This window comes from Pseudomonas sp. GXZC, from assembly GCF_026967615.1.
In the GTDB taxonomy this organism is placed as follows: domain Bacteria; phylum Pseudomonadota; class Gammaproteobacteria; order Pseudomonadales; family Pseudomonadaceae; genus Aquipseudomonas; species Aquipseudomonas azotoformans_A.
In genome coordinates this window covers 6,057,480-6,074,519 of record NZ_CP114115.1, presented here as the reverse complement: position 1 = coordinate 6,074,519, position 17,040 = coordinate 6,057,480, and the positions used below count along the sequence as shown (strand labels likewise).

Annotated in this window: 17 protein-coding genes and 1 pseudogene; 9 read left to right on the top strand and 9 right to left on the bottom strand. The window is 59.8% G+C overall.

Going from position 1 to position 17,040, the window contains the following annotated elements; translation table 11 throughout:
* Positions 1–13 precede the first annotated feature (13 nt).
* The 4 genes from OZ428_RS28710 to dksA form a co-directional block, all read right to left on the bottom strand.
* Positions 14–2,968 (bottom strand): sensor histidine kinase, encoded by a 2,955-nt coding sequence (locus OZ428_RS28710; protein WP_269132038.1) that lies wholly within the window; start codon positions 2,966–2,968, stop codon positions 14–16.
* Positions 2,952–3,128: a hypothetical protein gene (locus OZ428_RS28705; protein ID WP_003176118.1), complete on the bottom strand. Its 177-nt coding sequence runs from the start codon at positions 3,126–3,128 to the stop codon at positions 2,952–2,954. Before OZ428_RS28705 ends, OZ428_RS28710 begins: the two co-directional genes overlap by 17 nt.
* 62 nt (positions 3,129–3,190) lie before the next feature.
* Positions 3,191–4,078: a tRNA glutamyl-Q(34) synthetase GluQRS gene (gene gluQRS / locus OZ428_RS28700; RefSeq protein ID WP_269132037.1), complete on the bottom strand. Its 888-nt coding sequence runs from the start codon at positions 4,076–4,078 to the stop codon at positions 3,191–3,193.
* Positions 4,079–4,161: 83 nt separating this feature from the next.
* Positions 4,162–4,605, bottom strand: a complete 444-nt coding sequence (dksA, locus tag OZ428_RS28695) for an RNA polymerase-binding protein DksA (protein WP_025857127.1) — start codon at positions 4,603–4,605, stop codon at positions 4,162–4,164.
* A gap of 319 nt (positions 4,606–4,924) precedes the next feature.
* On the opposite strand from dksA, the gene OZ428_RS28690 reads away from it, so the two are divergent.
* On the top strand, positions 4,925–6,097 hold the full coding sequence (locus OZ428_RS28690) for a pyridoxal phosphate-dependent aminotransferase (protein ID WP_033898290.1): 1,173 nt from the start codon (positions 4,925–4,927) through the stop codon (positions 6,095–6,097).
* Positions 6,097–6,807 (top strand): DNA/RNA nuclease SfsA, encoded by a 711-nt coding sequence (gene sfsA / locus OZ428_RS28685; RefSeq protein ID WP_269132036.1) that lies wholly within the window; start codon positions 6,097–6,099, stop codon positions 6,805–6,807. Before OZ428_RS28690 ends, sfsA begins: the two co-directional genes overlap by 1 nt.
* Here the strand turns inward: sfsA and OZ428_RS28680 are convergent.
* On the bottom strand, positions 6,804–7,121 hold the full coding sequence (locus tag OZ428_RS28680) for a Rieske (2Fe-2S) protein (RefSeq protein ID WP_269132035.1): 318 nt from the start codon (positions 7,119–7,121) through the stop codon (positions 6,804–6,806). The genes sfsA and OZ428_RS28680 overlap by 4 nt on opposite strands.
* A 156-nt stretch (positions 7,122–7,277) precedes the next feature.
* Between OZ428_RS28680 and OZ428_RS28675 the strand changes: the two genes are divergently transcribed.
* The 4 genes and pseudogenes from OZ428_RS28675 to OZ428_RS28660 form a co-directional block, all read left to right on the top strand.
* Complete coding sequence (locus OZ428_RS28675; protein ID WP_033898293.1) at positions 7,278–8,156, top strand: heme/hemin ABC transporter substrate-binding protein; 879 nt, start codon at positions 7,278–7,280, stop codon at positions 8,154–8,156.
* Positions 8,153–9,190 (top strand): FecCD family ABC transporter permease, encoded by a 1,038-nt coding sequence (locus tag OZ428_RS28670; protein WP_442964809.1) that lies wholly within the window; start codon positions 8,153–8,155, stop codon positions 9,188–9,190. The genes OZ428_RS28675 and OZ428_RS28670 overlap by 4 nt, the downstream gene beginning before the upstream one ends.
* Positions 9,190–9,957 (top strand): heme ABC transporter ATP-binding protein, encoded by a 768-nt coding sequence (locus tag OZ428_RS28665; RefSeq protein WP_033898295.1) that lies wholly within the window; start codon positions 9,190–9,192, stop codon positions 9,955–9,957. The genes OZ428_RS28670 and OZ428_RS28665 overlap by 1 nt, the downstream gene beginning before the upstream one ends.
* Before the next feature lie 151 nt (positions 9,958–10,108).
* A pseudogene (locus OZ428_RS28660) lies at positions 10,109–10,327 on the top strand (IS3 family transposase); the annotation flags it as partial.
* A 98-nt stretch (positions 10,328–10,425) separates the two neighbouring features.
* On the opposite strand, the gene OZ428_RS28655 reads toward OZ428_RS28660, so the two are convergent.
* The 4 genes from OZ428_RS28655 to OZ428_RS28635 form a co-directional block, all read right to left on the bottom strand.
* Positions 10,426–10,845: a hypothetical protein gene (locus tag OZ428_RS28655; protein WP_125862910.1), complete on the bottom strand. Its 420-nt coding sequence runs from the start codon at positions 10,843–10,845 to the stop codon at positions 10,426–10,428.
* The gene (locus tag OZ428_RS28650; protein WP_065758073.1) at positions 10,811–11,065 is read right to left on the bottom strand and encodes a hypothetical protein; all 255 of its coding nucleotides are present in this window, start codon (positions 11,063–11,065) and stop codon (positions 10,811–10,813) included. The genes OZ428_RS28655 and OZ428_RS28650 overlap by 35 nt, the downstream gene beginning before the upstream one ends.
* A 10-nt stretch (positions 11,066–11,075) precedes the next feature.
* Positions 11,076–12,002, bottom strand: coding sequence for a hypothetical protein (locus OZ428_RS28645; RefSeq protein ID WP_065285140.1), 927 nt, complete (start codon positions 12,000–12,002; stop codon positions 11,076–11,078).
* A gap of 581 nt (positions 12,003–12,583) precedes the next feature.
* A complete protein-coding gene (locus tag OZ428_RS28635; protein WP_001389365.1) occupies positions 12,584–13,348 on the bottom strand; it encodes an IS6-like element IS6100 family transposase in 765 nt (254 codons plus the stop codon).
* On the opposite strand from OZ428_RS28635, the gene OZ428_RS28630 reads away from it, so the two are divergent.
* Genes OZ428_RS28630 through OZ428_RS28620 form a run of 3 tightly spaced genes read left to right on the top strand, consistent with a single transcriptional unit; the run spans position 13,335 to position 16,990 of the window.
* Positions 13,335–14,735, top strand: coding sequence for an N-6 DNA methylase (locus OZ428_RS28630; RefSeq protein ID WP_269132034.1), 1,401 nt, complete (start codon positions 13,335–13,337; stop codon positions 14,733–14,735). The genes OZ428_RS28635 and OZ428_RS28630 overlap by 14 nt on opposite strands.
* Complete coding sequence (locus OZ428_RS28625; RefSeq protein ID WP_065761706.1) at positions 14,725–16,062, top strand: restriction endonuclease subunit S; 1,338 nt, start codon at positions 14,725–14,727, stop codon at positions 16,060–16,062. The genes OZ428_RS28630 and OZ428_RS28625 overlap by 11 nt, the downstream gene beginning before the upstream one ends.
* Positions 16,055–16,990: a hypothetical protein gene (locus OZ428_RS28620; protein ID WP_021264142.1), complete on the top strand. Its 936-nt coding sequence runs from the start codon at positions 16,055–16,057 to the stop codon at positions 16,988–16,990. Before OZ428_RS28625 ends, OZ428_RS28620 begins: the two co-directional genes overlap by 8 nt.
* The last annotated feature ends 50 nt before the right edge of the window (positions 16,991–17,040 follow it).

Genomic DNA, 17,040 nt, shown 5'->3' with positions numbered 1-17,040 from the left:
TCTCTCGACGGTCTCAGTTCACAGCGGACGTCGCTTCGACATGACGCGGCAAGGTCACCCGAATACGGGTGCCGCGTTGGCTTTCGGTGTCAGCCGGGCTGTCGATGGTGATTTGTCCATAATGCTCTTCAACGATGGAATAGACCAGTGCAAGGCCCAGACCGGTACCTTCACCTGGGTCCTTGGTGGTGAAGAAGGGTTCGAACAATCGGTCCATGATGTTCTGTGGAATACCGCTACCTTCATCTTCGACGATCAGATCGACCGTATGTTCGAAAGCCTCGGTCTTGACGCGTACCGCACCGCCAGCCGGGGTGGCGTCACGGGCGTTGGACAGCAGGTTGATCAGCACTTGGGCCAGGCGTTGTGAGTCGCCATCGACCCAATGGTCGGGATCGCACAAATTGAAGAACTGTACTTCGAAATTGCGCCGGTTCAAGGCCAGTAGCCCAATGGCATCCTGCGCCACTTCGGCCAGGCATACCGCTTCATCCTGATTCTGATGGGCGCCGGCGTGGGCGAAGCTCATCAGCGACTGCACGATGCGTGAGACGCGCTTGGTCTGTTCGAGGATCTGCCCGCTGATTTCGGTGATTTCGCCGTCTTCTTCGCGTTCTTCGCGCAGGTTCTGCGCCAGGCAGGCGATACCGGTGATCGGATTACCGATTTCATGGGCCACGCCCGCCGCCAGCCGGCCGATGCTGGCCAGACGCTCGGAGTGCACCAGCTTGTCTTCGAGCATCTGGGTTTCGGTCAGGTCTTCTACCAGCAACACCAAGCCGCTGTTACCGGGTGCCAGAGGCTCGTCGATCGCGGCTTTGTGCAGGTTGAGCCAACGGGTCTGGCCGTCGAGCGCCAGGTGCTGTTTGTGCAAGTGCTCGTCGGGCAGGTTGATAAAACCTTGCAACAATTCTTTCCAGGGATCGCCAAGCGTGTTCAGGCGTGAGCCGACCACGCGCTGCGCGGCGATCCCGGTAAGTTCTTCCATGGCCTTGTTCCACATCAGGATCTCTTGATCCTTGGCCAGGGAACACACGCCCATCGGCAGTTCCTGCAGGGTCTGGCGGTGGTAGCGGCGCAGGGCGTCAAGTTCGGCGGCGAGGCCGGTGAGGCGTGAGTGGTAATCCTCCAGCCGGCTCTCGATGAAATGGATGTCTTCGGTGACGTAGTTTTCGCCGCCGGCCTTGTAGGGCAGGAAGGTTTCCACTATGTCCTGGGACACGCTCGGGCCCATCAGCCCGGACAGGTTGGCTTCGATACGGTCCCGCAGACGGCGCAGCGCGTACGGGCGCCGCTCATCGAACGGCAGATAGAGATCGCGCAGCGCCTGTTCGACCTCTTTTTGCGCCGCCTTGGCACCCAGTGGCTTGGCCAGTTGCGTGGCGAACTCCTGGGGGGAGGCCGCATGCAATTCGCGGCGCTGTGGGCGACGCACGTTGTCCACCGCGCAGGCTTCGGCGGCGCTGGTTTCTTCCGGGCTGGCATTGGTGAACAACGAGATCAGGGTAAACATCAGGACGTTGGCGGCCAGGGAGGCAATCGCGGCCATGTGCCAGCTGGTGTCATCGAGCACGTAGATCATGTTCAACAACGGGATGTAGAAGCCCTGCAGGTTACCGACCAGCGGCAACAGCATGGTCACGATCCACACCAAGATCCCGGCGAGCAAACCGGCAATGAAGCCACGGCGATTGGCGGTCGGCCAGTACAGCACCGACAGCACACCCGGCAGGAACTGCAAGGTGGCGACAAATGCGACGATGCCCAGGTTGGCCAGGTCCTGCCCGGCGCCCAGCAGCAGGTAGAACCCGTAGCCGGCCATGATGATCGCGACGATCAGCGCGCGGCGTGTCCATTTCAGCCAACGGTAGATATTACCTTCGGCCGGCGGCTGGTACAGCGGCAGCACCAAGTGATTCAGCGCCATGCCGGACAGTGCCAGGGTCGTGACGATGATCAGCCCGCTCGCCGCTGACAATCCACCCACATAAGCCAGCAGCGCCAAGGCTGGGCTGTTGGCGGCAATGCCGATGCCGAGGGTGAAGTATTCAGGGTTGGTGGTGGCCCCCAGTTTCAGGCCGGCCCACAAGATCAGCGGCACCGCCAGGCTCATCAACAGCAGGAACAACGGCAAGCCCCAGCTGGCGCTGACCAGCGAGCGCGGGTTGAGGTTCTCGGTGAAGGTCATGTGGTACATGTGCGGCATCACGATGGCCGAGGCGAAGAACACCAGCAGCAGCGTGCGCCATGGGCCTTCCTGCAAAGGCGTGTGCAGGGCGGCGAGGGCGGTCTGGTTTTGCAGCAGCCACAGTTCCAGCTGTTGCGGGCCATCGAACACGCCGTAGAGCGCATACAGGCCGACGCCGCCGATGGCGATCAGCTTGATCACCGACTCAAAGGCAATCGCAAACACCAGGCCTTCGTGTTTTTCGCGGGTGGCGATATGGCGCGAACCGAAGAAAATCGTGAACAGCGTGATCAGCGCACAGAAGGCCAGCGCTACGCGATGTTGCACCGGCTCGCGGGTGAGGATGCTGATGGAGTCGGCCACCGCCTGGATTTGCAGGGCCAGCAACGGCAGCACGCCGATCAGCATGAAAACGGTGGTCAGCGCGCCGGCCCAGGTGCTGCGAAAACGGAAGGCAAACAGGTCGGCCAGGGAAGATAATTGGTAGGTGCGGGTGATCTTCAGGATTGGGTACAGCAGCACCGGCGCCAGCAGAAACGCGCCGGACACCCCGAGGTAGCTGGACAGAAAGCCATAACCGTACTGATAGGCCAGGCCCACGGTGCCATAGAACGCCCAGGCGCTGGCGTAGACGCCGAGGGACAAGGTGTAGGTCAACGGATGGCGAATGATCGCCCGCGGAATCATTCCGCGCTCACTGATCCAGGCGACTCCGAACAACGCTGCCAGGTAGGCGGCGCTGATCAGCAGCATCTGGGTGAGGCTAAAGCTCATCGGCATCTTTTTGGCTCTGCAGGATGAAAGTCACGACGATCAGGATCAGCCACAGCAGATAAGGGCGATACCAGGCGCCCGTGGCGTCGATCCACCAATCCATGATGGCGGGGGAAAACAGGTAGATCCCGACGACCAGCAGCAGGACCAATCGATAGATGTACATGTTGGCCTCTGTGTAAAAACGTGCGGCGATGGTAACGGATGCTTGGCAAGCTGCAAGCGCCTTCAGCTCAATTGCGCTTCGGCCAGCGTGAGTGTGCGCGGGATCTGCGTGGCGTCCCAGTGCGCAATGCCCCAATCCAGCAGTTCCCGCGGGCTGGCGTGCAACAGTTCGTCACCGGGTTGCTGGCCTAGGGCGCGTAATGCCCTCAATAGCAAAGGCGTGGCCTGGTCAGGTGTCAACGGCGGCGAACGGTAGGATTTGCCCAGTTTATTGCCGTCCGGCTGGATGATCAGCGGCACGTGCAGGTAGCGCGGTTGGCGCAGGCCGAGCAGTTCTTGCAGGTAGAGCTGGCGAGGCGTCGAGTCCAGCAGGTCGGCACCGCGCACGATATCGGTCACGCCTTGCCACGCATCGTCGAGTACCACCGCCAGTTGATAGGCGTACAGGCCGTCGCGGCGACGGATGACGAAATCGCCCACGTCGCGGCCCAGGTGCTGACGGAATTCGCCCTGGACGCGGTCGGTAAAGTGGTACTCAAGCTCGGGAACACGCAAACGGATGGCGGCGTCTTGCTGGTCGTGGCCAGCATTGCGACACAGGCCCGGGTAGATCCCGTTGTAGGGTTCAAGCTGTTTGCGTGAACAGGTGCAGGCGTAGGCCAGGCCGTGGTTGAACAGGTCGTTCAGGACTTTGGCGTAGGCCTCGTGCCGCTCACTTTGTCGGACCCATTCACCGTCCCACTCGAAGCCATAGCTTTCCAGCGCGTGCAGGATTGCTGCCTGTGCGCCGGGTTCTTCGCGGGGTGGGTCGAGGTCTTCCATACGCATCAGCCATAGGCCTTGGTTGGCTCGGGCGTCGAGGTAGGAGGCGAGGGCGGCGACCAGGGAGCCGAAATGCAAATGGCCGCTGGGTGTGGGGGCAAAGCGCCCGATATAGGTAGAGGCTGTCATGGGCCGGATACTACTGGAAATTCGGTAAACGCCAGAAACAAAAATGGAGCGTTCGCACGCCCCATTCGTTCAGCTCGGCTGGATTACTTGCCGACCTGTTTTTCCTTGATTTCAGCCAAGGTCTTGCAGTCTACGCAGAGGTCCGCGGTTGGGCGGGCTTCCAGGCGACGGATGCCGATCTCGACACCGCAGGATTCGCACCAGCCGTATTCTTCGTCCTTGATCAGCTGCAGCGTCTTGTCGATCTTCTTGATCAACTTGCGCTCGCGATCACGGGCGCGCAGTTCAAGGGCGAATTCTTCTTCCTGGCTGGCACGGTCGGCCGGGTCAGGGAAGTTGGCTGCTTCGTCCTTCATATGGTCAACCGTGCGGTCGACCTCCTGCATCAAGTCCTGTTTCCACTTGTTCAGGATCTTGGTGAAGTGCTCGCGCATGGGCTCGCCCATGTACTCCTCACCTTTCTTTTCTACGTAAGGTTCGAAGCCATTGAGGCCTTGAGTCTGCTGTTGCTTTGCTTGGGTGGACATGAATAGACCGCCTCTCACTCTTCTAATCCATTGCGCAGGATTGCAACGTCACCGACACCTGCCGGCCCTGCGGCTGCAAGCGGGCGAACTTACCAGATAGATTCGGGGTGCGCCACTCCCGGTTGTCGAGGCCCACGGCAATGGGGTTGCAAACTGCATCAGCCCGTCGTTGCTGGGTATGTGATGCCTCAGATGTAGATTTTAGTCGTTTTGCTGGCGCTTGCCCGGGCGGCGCCTGCCGTCGGGCAGGCAATAGAACATGTTTTACGGCGCGGGTTCGGTAGAATCCAGATTTTGTCCTCACCGTTAAGGAAGGCTAATGGCTCAGCCCTACAGTGCGCGCAGTCGCGCCATCGAACCTTTTCATGTCATGGCATTGCTGGCGCGCGCCAATGAGCTGCAGGCCGCCGGTCATGACGTGATCCACCTGGAGATCGGCGAGCCGGACTTCACCACCGCCGAACCGATCATCCAGGCCGGCCAGGCAGCGTTGGCCAACGGCAAGACGCGCTATACCGCCGCCCGTGGCTTGCCTGAGTTGCGCGAGGCCATCAGCGGTTTCTATCAGCAGCGCTACGGGTTGGACGTGGACCCCGAGCGTATCCTGATCACGCCCGGCGGCTCCGGCGCATTGCTGCTCGCCAGCAGTTTGCTGGTGGATCCGGGCAAGCATTGGCTGCTCGCCGACCCTGGCTATCCTTGCAATCGCCACTTCCTTCGCTTGGTGGAGGGCGCGGCGCAACTAGTTCCGGTCGGCCCGGAGGTGCGCTATCAGTTGACCGCCGACCTGGTGGCCAAGCATTGGGATCAGGACAGTGTCGGCGCATTGGTGGCGTCCCCAGCCAACCCGACTGGCACGATCCTCACCCGCGACGAATTGGCCGGTCTTTCTGCTGCCATTAAGGCGCGCAACGGTCATCTGGTGGTGGATGAGATTTACCATGGCCTCACCTATGGCACCGATGCGGCCAGCGTGCTGGAAGTGGACGACGATGCGTTCGTCCTGAATAGTTTTTCGAAGTATTTCGGCATGACCGGTTGGCGCCTGGGTTGGCTGGTGGCGCCGCCAGCGGCGGTGGGTGAATTGGAGAAGCTCGCGCAAAATCTCTACATCAGTGCGCCGAGCATGGCGCAACACGCGGCATTGGCCTGTTTTACCCCGCAAACCCTGAGCATTCTGGAGGAGCGGCGCGCTGAATTCGGGCGCCGTCGCGACTTCTTGCTGCCCGCCTTGCGCGAGTTGGGGTTCGGCATTGCGGTAGAGCCTGAAGGGGCGTTCTATTTGTATGCCGATATCAGCGCGTTCGGCGGTGATGCCTTCGCATTCTGCCGCCACTTCCTCGAAACCGAGCATGTGGCCTTCACGCCTGGCCTGGACTTTGGCCGCTATCAGGCCGGTCACCATGTGCGTTTTGCCTACACGCAAAACCTTGATCGGCTACAGGAAGCGGTGGAGCGGATCGCCCGTGGATTGCGGAGCTGGCAAGGCTGATGCGCTTTCATCCTCCCCTCGAAGAAGCGCGGTTGATTCGTCGCTACAAGCGTTTTCTTACCGATATCGAAACCGTTACCGGCGAATTGCTGACCATTCACTGCCCCAACACCGGCTCGATGCTCAATTGCATGGTCGAAGGTGGGCAGGTCTGGTTCAGTCGCTCCAATGACCCCAAGCGCAAGTTGCCCGGCACCTGGGAAATTGCCGAGACACCTCAGGGCCGCTTGGCGTGTGTGAACACGGCGCGTGCCAATCAGTTGGTCGAGGAGGCGTTGCATGCGGGTGTCATCACCGAGCTGAACGGCTTCACCGCCTTGAAGCGTGAAGTACCTTACGGTCAGGAGAAAAGCCGCATCGACTTCCGTCTGGACTATCCCGACGGCGCGGCCTACGTCGAAGTCAAAAGTGTGACCCTGGGTTTCGATGGTACTTCGGTGGCCGCCTTCCCCGATGCGGTAACCCAGCGAGGCGCCAAGCATTTGCGCGAACTGGCCTATCTGGCGCGTGACGGTGTGCGGGCGGTGCAGTTGTATTGCGTCAACCTCTCGGGGATTGATGCTGTGCGCCCGGCAGTGGAGATCGACGCGGCCTACGCTGCTGCCCTGCGCGAAGCCAAGACGGCCGGGGTTGAAGTGCTGGCGTATGGCGTGCGCGTGACATCCGAAGAAATATGCGTGGACCGGCGCCTGGACGTGCTGCTCGACTAGAGTTCCACCCACAGCCCCTGGGCGTCTTCGCGGCCGGGCAGGGCGGTGAGGCTTTGTCCGGCGCAAGGGCCGGAGATGCACTCGCCGCTCTCGATCAGGAACAGCGCGCCGTGGGTGGCGCATTGGATCAGGCTGGCGCTGTCGTCGAGGAACCGGTCGGGCTGCCATTCCAGTGGAATGCCGCGATGGGGGCAGCGGTTGATATAGAAGTAGGCAACGCCGTCCCGGCGCACGGCCAACAATTTGCAACCATCGATTTCAAAACCGAGGCTGCTGTCTGGCCCGAGGGTATCGGAGGGGCAGAGAAACTTCATTTCAGTCCTTAAGTGCCTTGACGTTCAAATGCAAACAATTATCAAATGCCGGCTTCGCCCGTTAGCCGACCGGGCGCTCAATACGATGCGGGGCAGGGGTTATCTGTCACATTGATGAGCGTTTGAGCGGCCCTGCCCCTGGAAGGAAACCCTGTTATGCGCCTGAGTGCCAGTGCTATTGCGCTTGTTGTCGGACTGCTGGTCAACCCTGGGGCGCAAGCCTCTGAACTGCCACAACGTTGGGTGAGTGCCGGTGGGGCGCTGTCGGAGTGGGTGACGGCCTTGGGCGGTGAGCCGAAGTTAGTGGGCGTGGATACCACCAGCCAGCACCCTGAGTCCCTCAAGGCGTTGCCGAGCATTGGTTACCAGCGACAGTTGTCCGCCGAGGGCATCTTGAGTCTGCGCCCGCAGGTGTTGGTGGGTACTGAAGAAATGGGCCCGCCGCCCATACTGGCGCAGATCCGCAGCGCAGGTGTGCAGGTGGAAATGTTCTCGGCGCAGCCTGACTTGCCGACGTTGAAGGGCAACCTTCAGCACCTGGGCAAGTTGCTGGGCGCTGAGGCCAAGGCCAACGAATTGTTTACCGGATATGAGCAGGCGCTGAACCAGCAGAAACGCTGGGTCGCCAAGGCTCAGGCCACCCAAAAGGCCCCCGGCGTATTGCTGTTGCTGGGTCATGCGGGCGGCAAGCCGCTGATCGCGGGCAAAGACACGGCGGCTGACTGGATGCTGCAGCAGGCGGGCGGACGCAACCTGGCCACCCATACCGGGTACAAGCCGTTTTCGGTGGAGTCGTTGGCGGGGTTGAGCCCGGATGTGTTGGTGTTTGCGGACCGTGCCCTGACCGGGGATGCGGCGCGTGCGGCGCTGTTCAAAGAAAACCCGATCCTGGCGTCCACGCCGGCGGCCAAGGCTGGGCGGGTATTTGAGGTCGATCCTACATTGCTGGTCGGCGGGCTCGGGCCACGTTTACCGCAAAGCCTCGCGGATCTGTCTGCCGGGTTCTACCCGTCCCAGGCCAAGCCAGCCCCATGACGACTCTGGTAAAACCGAAGACGCTGTTTGTTGGGCTGGCGATGTTGTGTGCCTTGGCGATCTGGCTTTCTTTGGCGCTGGGGCCGGTCAGCTTGCCCCTGTTGGATACGCTCAAGGCCGCCTTGCGCTTGATGGGGTTGCCGATTGAGGCGCATGGGCTGGAGCAGGCTGAGCTGATTCTGGGGCAGATCCGGTTGCCGCGCACGTTGCTGGGCTTGGCCGTCGGTGGTGTGTTGGCCTTGTCTGGGGTGGCGATGCAGGGACTGTTCCGCAATCCCTTGGCTGATCCAGGCTTGGTGGGGGTTTCCAGTGGCGCTGCGCTGGGGGCGGCGGTGGCGATTGTCGGTGGTTCGTTTTTCGGAGGTTTGCCGGATGCGTTTGGCCCCTATCTTCTGTCGCTGTGTGCATTCCTGGGTGGGCTGGGTGTGACTGCACTGGTCTATCGACTGGGGCGGCGTAACGGCCAGACCAACGTCGCGACCATGCTGCTTGCCGGCATTGCCCTCACGGCGCTCGCCAGTTCAGCGGTGGGCCTGTTTACCTACCTGGCCGACGACGCCACCCTGCGCACCCTGACCTTTTGGAACCTGGGCAGCCTCAACGGCGCGAGCTATTCGCGGTTATGGCCATTGTTGCTGGTGAGCGCGGGCGTGGCGCTGTGGTTGCCGCGCCGGGCCAAGGCGTTGAATGCCTTGCTGCTGGGTGAGTCGGAGGCCAATCATCTCGGCATCGATGTGGAAGGGCTCAAGCGCGAATTGGTTTTCTGCACGGCGCTGGGCGTCGGGGCAGCGGTGGCTGCCGCGGGCATGATCGGTTTTGTAGGGCTGGTGGTGCCGCATCTGGTGCGTTTGCTGGCGGGGCCGGACCATCGCGTGTTGTTGCCGGCATCGGTTCTGGCAGGTGCGAGCCTGCTGTTGTTTGCCGATCTGGTCGCACGGCTTGCCCTGGCGCCGGCTGAATTGCCGATCGGTATCGTCACTGCGTTTATCGGCGCGCCGTTTTTTCTTTACCTCTTGTTGCGGGGGCGAGCCTGATGCTGCGTGTGGAAGACTTGCAGATCCGTCGTGGTCGCAAAACCGTGTTGGCGGATGTCACGCTTGATCTGTTACCGGGGGAAGTACTCGGCGTGCTGGGCCCCAATGGTGCGGGTAAAAGTACACTGCTCGGTGGATTGTGCGGTGAGCTGCACCCCGACCAAGGCAAGGTGTGGTTGGATCAACGCCCGTTGAACGAGTGGAGTGGTGCGCAGCGGGCGCAGCGCCTGGCGGTATTGCCGCAAAGCTCGACGCTGGACTTTGCTTTCCGTGTCGAAGAGGTAGTCGGCATGGGGCGCTTGCCTCATCAGACCGGGCGAGCCCGCGATGACGAGATTATTGAGGCGGCCCTGCAAGCGGCAGATGTCGGCCACTTGAGCGGCCGCAGCTACCTGGCGCTGTCCGGTGGCGAGCGTCAGCGGGTGCACCTGGCACGGGTGCTGGCGCAGTTATGGCCGGGCGAGGCGGGGCAGACGTTGCTGTTGGATGAGCCGACGTCGATGTTGGACCCCCTGCATCAACACACCACCTTGCAAGCCATTCGCACCTTTGCTGATCGAGGGGCGGCGGTGTTGGTGATCCTTCACGACTTGAACCTTGCAGCGCGTTACTGCGATCGGATTTTGCTGCTGGAGGCGGGGCGGCCACACGCATTGGATACGCCGGCGCAGGTGATGCAGCCTGAACCGTTGAAGGCGGTATTTGGTTTGGATGTGCTGGTGCAGCCACACCCGGAGCGTGGTCACCCGCTGATCATTGCGCGCTGAAGGCGGCTTTCTTACAGGCAAAACCGGATAGGTGAACTATCGCTTGGGGAAGGGTGAACTATTGCGAGTGCTTTTGCATGCGATGGTGGCTGAGGCCGGGCGTGACCTGGCTTTGGAGTCGACGTTCTATCGTGCCCTGCATGCGGCCGACCAGCACCGGCACAGCCGCATCGGTTTTGTGCCCCCTGCAGAACGCCATCGGGGCGAGGATCAGCGCGTATTGGCTCGCCGCCAGGCGCTGTACCAGGAGGCCCGTAACCGGATACCGACGCGCTGGTCAGGCAACACATGCAACTGGACGCTCGCTGGAGCAGTGACACTCAATCCCGAGCGGGTGCAGGAACCACAGTCGCTGAAAGGGGCTGCCTGAAACACGGTCTGCGCAACAGCTATCTTGAAAAACGCCGCAGCGAAGATCTCAAAGACCCACTTTCCGGTAAACCTAGTTCATAGCCGAGCTTTTCTGGGTCAACCGCCCAACTTATTCAGATCCACCGTTCCATTCGCAATGTCCCGCTCGGCGCTCGCACGCTTTTCAAGGGCCGCCTCCAGTTGGTTCTGCCAGCGCTTTCTGGCCTCATCGGAGATGCCATTATGGCTCATCGCCTTAGTGATGTGCGCGATCTCCCGCCCAAGCATGGCGTCATACTTGACGTACTCCAGCGAGTGGCCATACCGGGAGAACAGCCATACGATCCCACTTGCAACCAGTGCCACAACCACGCTGCTTGCTGAGAACCAAATGCTCTGCCACTCACCGTCCACCAGCTTCGCGATGCAGGCATTACTGAAGGTGCCCAAACCACCATACCAAAACGCCATCGTACCGATCTGAGCAGCCGACTTCCCTTTCTCAGCCATGACTTCCCTTTCCAGCACGGCGATCATCAATCGCCATCAGCTTCTCAATGAGTGAGTCCGTAGCCGTGACGGTGGTCTCACGCACCTGCCCATCAGTACCCTTGACTCGGATGACAATCGTTCCTGTGCGAACGTAGCGGGCCATCAGCCAGCGCACGATTAGGCTACCCAGCTTCCAGAAGCCAGGCAGCAGAAACAGGAATGACCCGATGATCAGCAGGTTCAGAATCTGTTCCGTCTGCAGCATAACCATCACCTCAAGTCAGGCGGCGATCCTTGCCGGCAAAGTGGCGATCAACGGACTTGATTACACGCTTGTAGTCAGAGCGGCTCGCACTGGAGCTCTTGATCTCTTCAAGCGTCACCTCAAACAGGTCACCTTTCAAAAACGCCTGCTGCTTACCCTGTACCTTCTTGAGAAAGGCGTCATCTGCCATCTCGACAGCGTAATCATCGTCCCCAGCTCCAATGACCGCGCGCCACCCTTTGTGGCTATCGAAGTTCACCTGGGTGAAACACACAGTCGCTTTCTCGGTCTTGCTCTCCACTTCCTTCAGACTTGCAACAGGTACAGTGCTGTACTGATGAGCATCCTCTTCCTTGACCATAACCAAAACCTCGGCCTTCGTCTCATCCACTGGGTCAGTCTTCAGAACCTTGAACACCCCACCCTCAGCACCGCTGATCGGCACCTGAATGACGGCATGCAGTGCATCCCGGGCTTTCTTGTCAGTGGCCAGCCGAGCAACAGCCTTGGAGCACTCGATAACTTCGACCTGCTGCCCTTGCTCAGACTGTACCGAGATCTTTGCGGTTCCTGTCGTCTCATCGATGTCAACCTGAGTCACCTTCCGCGACTTCATCTGACGCACTACTTCCATCAGGCCGCCACCGGCTGTAGCGCCACCCGCAACGAAACCGAGCGTTTTCAGAAGCGTCAGTGGCTCCAGGCTGGCAGCCATCAGGATGAACTCAACGACCAGCGACCCTTCCTTCGGCGCTGCAGCTACCGAAACCTCGATCTTCGAGCCCTTGCCGAGTTGGCTGTTTGCAGCGTTCAGCAGGTCATGCACGGCGAGAATCGCCTGGCCGAGGGTCTTGGCGTCCATCACATGACGGCTCAGATCGCCCTCTTTGTCGTCATAAGAAATGGAAAATGCTTCCTTGTATACTTTCTCTTCCATAGCACGCCCGAGCCAGAAAAAATCATGGCCAGGGTCAAGGCCCCGGCCATCTCAATGTAGGCGGAATCCGCCTACCACGTCTGGCGAATTTTCCCACAACTCTCCGTGTTTGACAGCCACAATTCGGCTAGCAGTTGCTAACGGCTAACGCCCCCGCCCCATACCTCACACGCTGAAGCGAACCGAAGGTACGAACGAACGGGATAGGTGAGCTATTGCCCTGCTGAGGAAGGGGCGAGAGAACCCACCAGCAGCGATGGATCGCGATGCCCATATCTACTGCTGGTGGTATGAGGTCTGTGATGGACGGGCAGTCGTGGCCTGTAAGCAAGAAAACGACCGTTTTCTTTACGCTCTCGGCACCACCTCAAAACCTGTCATTTTCAGAAGACGACTGCACCAGTTGATTGGGCGTAATGGCTGTTGTGCAGCCAGCTCCTGACAGTTCAATATCAGAAGTGATCTGCACCAATCTCGACTATGCTCAATACTCGTGTGCACCAAAGCGAGGTGAGCATGGCGACGGAGGCTCTGTTGCAAAGATTGGCGGCAGTCAGAGGTAGGCTGTCGCTCTGCGCCGATCAGGCGGCTGCTGCGAAATGGTGGTTGAGCATGCCCATGGCCTCCGTCAGCGCCGAGGGCCCAATGCCAAAAGCTCTCTCCACAAGGCGCACCTCGCCCCTGATGCCGGGCTGCAGGCACCAGGGGCGAGCCTGTCCTTTGCGCAGGGCTCGCATGACTTCGAATCCCTTGATCGTGGCATAGGCCGTGGGGATCGATTTGAAACCGCGCACCGGCTTGATCAGTATCTTGAGCTTTCCGTGATCGGCCTCGATCACGTTATTGAGATACTTCACCTGCCGGTGGGCCGTCTCCCGGTCCAGCTTTCCTTCGCGCTTCAATTCGGTGATCGCTGCACCATAGCTCGGCGCTTTGTCGGTATTGAGCGTGGCAGGCTTTTCCCAGTGCTTCAGGCCTCGCAGGGCCTTGCCCAGGAACCGCTTCGCTGCCTTGGCGCTGCGGGTCGGCGACAGGTAGAAATCGATCGTGTCGCCCCGCTTGTCGACTGCCCGGTACAGGTAGGTCCACTTGCCCCGCACCTTGACGTAGGTTTCATCCAGGCGCCAGCTCGGATCAAAGCCACGCCGCCAGAACCAGCGCAGCCGCTTCTCCATCTCCGGGGCGTAGCACTGGACCCAGCGATAGATCGTCGTATGGTCGACCGAAATGCCGCGTTCCGCCAGCATTTCCTCAAGGTCGCGATAGCTGATCGGATAGCGACAATACCAGCGCACCGCCCACAGGATCACATCACCCTGGAAATGGCGCCACTTGAAATCCGTCATCGTTCCGTCCGTCCAATCTCCGCCAAGCATGCTCAAGCTTCACGATTTTTGCAACAGAGCCGCGGAGGCCAAGTTCAGCAAGCTGCTGGAGAAAGCGGCGGCAGCCGATTTCGCGCAGCAACTCGACAAGGCCATGGCGCTGATCGAGGCGGAGAACCCCAGCCTTAAAGGCGTGCTGTACCGCGAGTTCTCACGGCTGGAGCTGGAGCCTGGCAAGCTCGGCGAGCTGTTCCAGCTGATCGCCAAGCTGAAGTTCGACCCCAAGCAGCACGGCAGCCGGGATGTGTTCGGCGAGGTCTACGAATACTTCCTTGGCCAGTTCGCCTTGAACGAGGGTGCCCGTGCCGGCGAGTTCTACACGCCCAAGAGCCTGGTCACCCTGCTGGTGGAAATCCTCGCGCCGTTCAAGGGCACCATCTACGACCCGGCCTGCGGCTCAGGTGGGATGTTCGTGCAGTCGGCCAAGTTCAAGGATGCCCACGCCAAGCAGCTTGGCTCTTCGGGTGATCTGCCGATCTATGGTCAGGAGAAGATGGCCGAAACCCGCCGCCTGTGCCTGATGAACCTGGCTGTGCATGGCCTGGAAGGCAACATTGGCCAGACTTACGGCTCGACCTTCACCAACGACCAGCACAAGACGCTGCGTGCCGACTACATCCTGGCCAACCCGCCGTTCAACATCTCCGACTGGGAAGGCGAGAAGCTGCAAGACGACCCGCGCTGGGTGCATGGCATTCCGCCCAAGGGCAATGCCAACTACGCCTGGTTGCAGCACATGCTGGCCCGTCTCTCCAGTCGCGGTCGTGCGGGCGTCGTGCTGGCGAATGGCTCGATGTCTTCGCAGCAGTCCGGCGAGGGCGAGATTCGCCAGAACATGGTCATCAAGGATGTAGTGGAGTGCATGGTCGCCCTGCCAGGGCAGCTGTTCTCCAACACCCAGATTCCCGCGTGCCTATGGTTCCTCTCCAGGGACAAGCGTGTCGGCCCGAACGGCAAGGCGGATCGCAGCAACCAGATTCTCTTCATCGACGCCCGCAAGTCAGCCTCCAGCCGTATTTCGCGCACCCAGGTCGAGTTCACTGACGCTGACATGGCGCGCATCGCGCAGACCTACCACCGCTGGCGGAATACCGTGTTCAGCGATGGTGAGTCCTACGAGGATGTGCCGGGCTTCTGCTACTCGGCCAGCTATGAGGATGTGCAGAAGCATGGCTTCGTGCTGACGCCTGGTCGTTATGTTGGTGCCGAGGAAGTGGAAGATGATGACGAGCCTTTCGGCGAGAAGATGGATCGTCTGACAGATCAGCTCGTATCGTTGATCACTGAGCGCAATTCGATTGAGCAAAACATTCTCCAGAAGTTGAAGGGGATGGGCTATGAGTTTTGAGCTTGTCCATTTAGAAGAGCTTGCAGCCCCTGTCAAAAATGCAATAGTTGGCGGCCCGTTTGGCTCAAATCTTGTCTCCAAAGATTATGCTGAAAGTGGCGTTCCGGTAATTCGCGGGCAAAATATGGGGCGGCGGTGGATTGCGGGGCCGTTTGCTTTTGTTTCTCCGGATAAGGCAGAGTCCCTCAGTGCCAATAAGGCTCGGCCTGGTGATCTGGTCTTTACTCAGCGAGGCACACTGGGTCAAGTGGCTATTGTTCCGAGCGGAGCTTTCCCAGAATATATCGTATCGCAGAGCCAAATGAAGATTACGCTCAACCCTGCGAGGGCTGATGTAAAATTCATTTACTATGTGTTTTGCTCCCAAGAACAGCTTGACCACATAAAGAATACTGCAATCCAGACCGGGGTTCCGCATACCAACCTGGGGCTTCTGAGAAAGACGCCACTCAGGCTTCCTCCACTTGCTGTTCAAAGAGAAATAGCCGAAGTTTTAGGCTCTCTGGACGACTGCATAGCTATCCTGCACGAAACCAACGCCACCCTAGAGGCCATGGCCCAAGCCATCTTCAAGTCGTGGTTCGTCGATTTTGACCCAGTGCGTGCAAAGGCTGAAGGTCGCCAGCCCGAGCGTATGGACGGAGCTACGGCAGCGCTTTTCCCAGATAGCTTCGAGGACTCTGAACTTGGAGAAGTGCCAGCGGGATGGAGTGTTTTTCCTATTGGGGAATTGGTCAAGTGTGTTGGAGGAGCAACTCCTAGCACAAAGAATAGTGAGTTCTGGGAGCCTGCAGAGTTTGCCTGGACCACCCCTAAGGACTTATCAGGTTTGCAGTCACCTATTCTTCACAAGACGGAGAAGATGGTTTCCTCGAAAGGTGTTCTAAAAATCAGCTCTGGACTTCTTCCGGCCGGGACGCTGCTTATGTCATCTAGGGCGCCGATTGGATATCTTGCTATTTCATCTATTGCTGTTGCAGTAAATCAGGGGTACATAGCAATTCCACCCGGCGGCAAGCTATCGCCACTCTACCTGCTGCACTGGTGCAGACAAAACATGGAATTAATCAAAAGCCATGCAAACGGGTCAACATTTATGGAGATAAGCAAGAAGGCATTCCGTCCGCTTCCTGCCTTGCTGCCTTCCGTAGAAGTTCTGGCAGAGTTTACCAAGAGAGTAAGTCCGATTTTTGAAAGCATTGCGGCAAATGATCGTCAGATTAATTTGCTGGCAGAGATCCGCGACACCCTGCTGCCCAAGCTGATTTCCGGCGAGATTCGTCTTCCCGAAGCCGAATCCATTGTCAGGAGTGCTGTGAATGCATGACTACCCTCTCCATGCTGTGGAAACGGACGTGCTGCTCCACGAGGGCGATCTGCTCGTGGAGCTGGCTCGCCGGCCAGGCGTCGAGATCCTACCGCTGCTCAAGGGCCGGCTTGCCGGCCTGCTCAAGCCGGAGATCACCTCGATCAGCATTGCCGACGATGGCCTGGTCCGGGTGCTGAGCACTGAACGGGATCTCCGCGAATGTGGCGGTGAGCCACCCTTCGCAAGCATGCAGCCTGTACAGCGCACGACGCTGAATCTCTTCGAGGCGGTAACGATGCCGCGCAGCGTGAGAGCGAACATTGACCTAGCCCCAGGCCTCAGCCCCGCGATGCTTGAATGGGCCGTGCAGGCCTGCCTGGAGCCTTCCGTGGCCATGTCGTTGCGACTGGTCGATGAATCGGCCTTACCGCTGCTGGAGGCCGGCAGTGCAGCGGATGAGCTGGAGGCTGAGCTGGATGAGCACAAGACTGCCGTCAAGCTGCTGCTCGACATGGGTAATACCTTTGCCGGGCTGCTGCTGCCCACGCTGGATCGCAAGGTCATCAAGGCCTCGATTCAGAAGTTGAGTGGAATGCCGCCCTTTGGCTTCGTAGACGGCTGCGATTCCTATTGGGCGGAAATCTGTGCTCTCGACACGGGTTTCATGTTCGCAGAGCAGGTCGCTGCCGATGTGCAGGCCAAGGCCGAAGAAGCGCTGGCGGAGCTAAGCGCAGAAGAGCGCCTGGCACTCCTGCTGAGCAAGCAGGACTGCGATGGCTGGCTGCATGACCGCATCGGGGACCAAAACACGCCGGAGTACATCCAGCTTCTTGAGCCGTACCTGGATGCCGAGCTGCTGCTGAGCGATCTGGTCGAAGGCATTCTTCATGAGGCCGCCAGCCAGGGCGCTCTGCGAGCCTCTGGGCAAGGCGAATTGTTTTCCTAGGGTGATCCTGCAACCATCAGCACTTTGCCATTCGGCGCCCGCTGTAGAGC

Coding starts and splice junctions, on each gene's coding strand:
- sfsA (WP_269132036.1), top strand. CDS start 6,097: ATGCGCTTTCATCCTCCCCTCGAAGAAGCGCGGTTGATTCGTCGCTAC.
- OZ428_RS28645 (WP_065285140.1), bottom strand. CDS start 12,002: ATGGAAGAGAAAGTATACAAGGAAGCATTTTCCATTTCTTATGACGAC.
- OZ428_RS28625 (WP_065761706.1), top strand. CDS start 14,725: ATGAGTTTTGAGCTTGTCCATTTAGAAGAGCTTGCAGCCCCTGTCAAA.
- OZ428_RS28675 (WP_033898293.1), top strand. CDS start 7,278: ATGCGCCTGAGTGCCAGTGCTATTGCGCTTGTTGTCGGACTGCTGGTC.
- OZ428_RS28670 (WP_442964809.1), top strand. CDS start 8,153: ATGACGACTCTGGTAAAACCGAAGACGCTGTTTGTTGGGCTGGCGATG.
- dksA (WP_025857127.1), bottom strand. CDS start 4,605: ATGTCCACCCAAGCAAAGCAACAGCAGACTCAAGGCCTCAATGGCTTC.
- OZ428_RS28655 (WP_125862910.1), bottom strand. CDS start 10,845: ATGATCGCCGTGCTGGAAAGGGAAGTCATGGCTGAGAAAGGGAAGTCG.
- OZ428_RS28620 (WP_021264142.1), top strand. CDS start 16,055: ATGCATGACTACCCTCTCCATGCTGTGGAAACGGACGTGCTGCTCCAC.
- OZ428_RS28710 (WP_269132038.1), bottom strand. CDS start 2,968: ATGCCGATGAGCTTTAGCCTCACCCAGATGCTGCTGATCAGCGCCGCC.
- OZ428_RS28635 (WP_001389365.1), bottom strand. CDS start 13,348: ATGACGGATTTCAAGTGGCGCCATTTCCAGGGTGATGTGATCCTGTGG.
- OZ428_RS28690 (WP_033898290.1), top strand. CDS start 4,925: ATGGCTCAGCCCTACAGTGCGCGCAGTCGCGCCATCGAACCTTTTCAT.
- gluQRS (WP_269132037.1), bottom strand. CDS start 4,078: ATGACAGCCTCTACCTATATCGGGCGCTTTGCCCCCACACCCAGCGGC.
- OZ428_RS28650 (WP_065758073.1), bottom strand. CDS start 11,065: ATGCTGCAGACGGAACAGATTCTGAACCTGCTGATCATCGGGTCATTC.
- OZ428_RS28680 (WP_269132035.1), bottom strand. CDS start 7,121: ATGAAGTTTCTCTGCCCCTCCGATACCCTCGGGCCAGACAGCAGCCTC.
- OZ428_RS28705 (WP_003176118.1), bottom strand. CDS start 3,128: ATGTACATCTATCGATTGGTCCTGCTGCTGGTCGTCGGGATCTACCTG.
- OZ428_RS28665 (WP_033898295.1), top strand. CDS start 9,190: ATGCTGCGTGTGGAAGACTTGCAGATCCGTCGTGGTCGCAAAACCGTG.